This window comes from Aeromonas sp. s3 (genome assembly GCF_040907805.1).
GTDB classification, from domain to species: domain Bacteria; phylum Pseudomonadota; class Gammaproteobacteria; order Enterobacterales; family Aeromonadaceae; genus Aeromonas; species Aeromonas dhakensis.
On record NZ_JBFOCQ010000023.1, the window covers coordinates 1 to 1,976 of the forward strand.

General features: G+C 54.8%; 2 protein-coding genes. Both read left to right on the forward strand.

Going from position 1 to position 1,976, the window contains the following annotated elements; all coding sequences use genetic code 11:
* A partial coding sequence (tuf, locus tag AB5Y98_RS12365) for an elongation factor Tu (RefSeq protein WP_017788708.1) occupies positions 1-1,137 on the forward strand: 1,137 nt, incomplete at its 5' end.
* 113 nt (positions 1,138-1,250) lie between these two features.
* Positions 1,251-1,793 carry a D-glycero-beta-D-manno-heptose 1,7-bisphosphate 7-phosphatase gene (gene gmhB / locus AB5Y98_RS12370; protein WP_017788711.1) on the forward strand — a complete coding sequence of 181 codons (543 nt, stop codon included), beginning with the start codon at positions 1,251-1,253 and terminating at the stop codon, positions 1,791-1,793.
* Positions 1,794-1,976: the final 183 nt, after the last annotated feature.

The window sequence follows — 1,976 nt, forward strand, 5'->3', positions numbered from 1 at the left end:
ACCATCGGCCACGTTGACCACGGTAAAACCACCCTGACCGCCGCCATCACCAACGTGCTGGCCAAGCACTTCGGTGGTAAAGCTTTCGCCTTCGACCAGATCGACAAGGCACCGGAAGAGCGTGAGCGTGGTATCACCATCAACACCTCCCACGTAGAATACGACACCGCTACCCGTCACTACGCCCACGTAGACTGCCCGGGTCACGCCGACTACGTTAAAAACATGATCACCGGTGCTGCCCAGATGGACGGCGCGATCCTGGTAGTAGCAGCGACTGACGGCCCGATGCCGCAGACTCGTGAGCACATCCTGCTGGGTCGTCAGGTAGGCGTTCCGTACATCATCGTGTTCATGAACAAGTGCGACATGGTAGATGACGAAGAGCTGCTGGAACTGGTCGAGATGGAAGTTCGCGAACTGCTGTCCGAGTACGACTTCCCGGGTGATGACCTGCCGGTAGTCCGTGGTTCCGCACTGAAAGCGCTGGAAGGCGAAGCTCAGTGGGAAGAGAAGATCCTGGAACTGGCTGGCCACCTGGACACCTACATTCCGGAGCCGGAGCGCGCAATTGACCAGCCGTTCCTGATGCCGATCGAAGACGTATTCTCCATCGCAGGCCGTGGTACCGTAGTAACCGGTCGTGTAGAGCGCGGCATCGTTAAAGTTGGTGAAGAAGTGGAAATCGTTGGTATCAAAGATACCACCAAGACCACCTGTACCGGCGTTGAAATGTTCCGCAAACTGCTGGACGAAGGTCGTGCAGGTGAGAACGTTGGCGCGCTGCTGCGTGGCGTGAAGCGTGAAGACGTAGAGCGTGGTCAGGTACTGGCCAAGCCGGGCACCATCAAGCCGCACACCAAGTTCGAATCTGAAGTGTACGTGCTGTCCAAAGAAGAAGGTGGTCGTCACACCCCGTTCTTCAAAGGCTACCGTCCGCAGTTCTACTTCCGTACTACCGACGTGACCGGTACCATCGAACTGCCGGAAGGCGTAGAGATGGTAATGCCGGGCGACAACATCAAGATGGTTGTTACCCTGATTGCGCCGATCGCGATGGACGACGGCCTGCGTTTCGCCATCCGTGAAGGTGGCCGTACCGTAGGTGCTGGTGTTGTAGCTAAAGTTATCGCTTAATCGATACTTTATATGCACACATGAAAGGGGTGGCTTCGGCCACCCCTTTTACTTTTGGGGCTTTAAATGGCCTGTGAGATACTTTTGCGAAATCATTAATAGAGGTAGCTGCTGTGAGTAAACCCGCCATTTTTCTGGATCGCGATGGTGTCATCAACAAGGACACGGGTTATGTCAGCCAGGTTGATGACTTCCATTTTCTGCCCGGGGCGATTGAGGCCATGCAATTGCTGAAGAAAAAAGGCTATTTGCTGGTCGTGGTGACCAACCAATCCGGCATCGCCCGTGGTTACTTCACTGAAGATGACTTCATGAACCTGACCGAGTGGATGGATTGGTCCCTTGCCGATCGCGATGTGGATCTCGATGGTATCTACTTCTGCCCCCATCACCCGGACCACGGTGCCCCCTGCGACTGCCGCAAACCCGAACCGGGTATGCTGTTGCTTGCCCAGCGGGAGCTCGGTATCGACATGAGCCGCTCTTATATGGTGGGTGACAAACCTTCGGACCTGAAAGCCGCCATCAATGCCAAGGTCGGTCACAAGGTCATGGTCAGAACAGGCAAGCCGATTACTGATGCGGGGATTGAGCTGGCCGATGCCATCTACGACAACCTGCATGATTTTGCCGTTGCAGCACCTGTCGCAGGTTGATTTCGCTGGATTAAGATGCATTTTGGTGGCTTTGTGAGCGATTGAGCGATGAAGGCCATCTTTTTGCAATTATTCCCTTGCCAGAAGAAATTCACTCCCTATAATGCGCCTCCATCGACACGGCAAGCGGCAACGCAGAAAGCCAAGTCGGTAGCCTCGAAAAGCCTTTGAAAATAAGGCTTG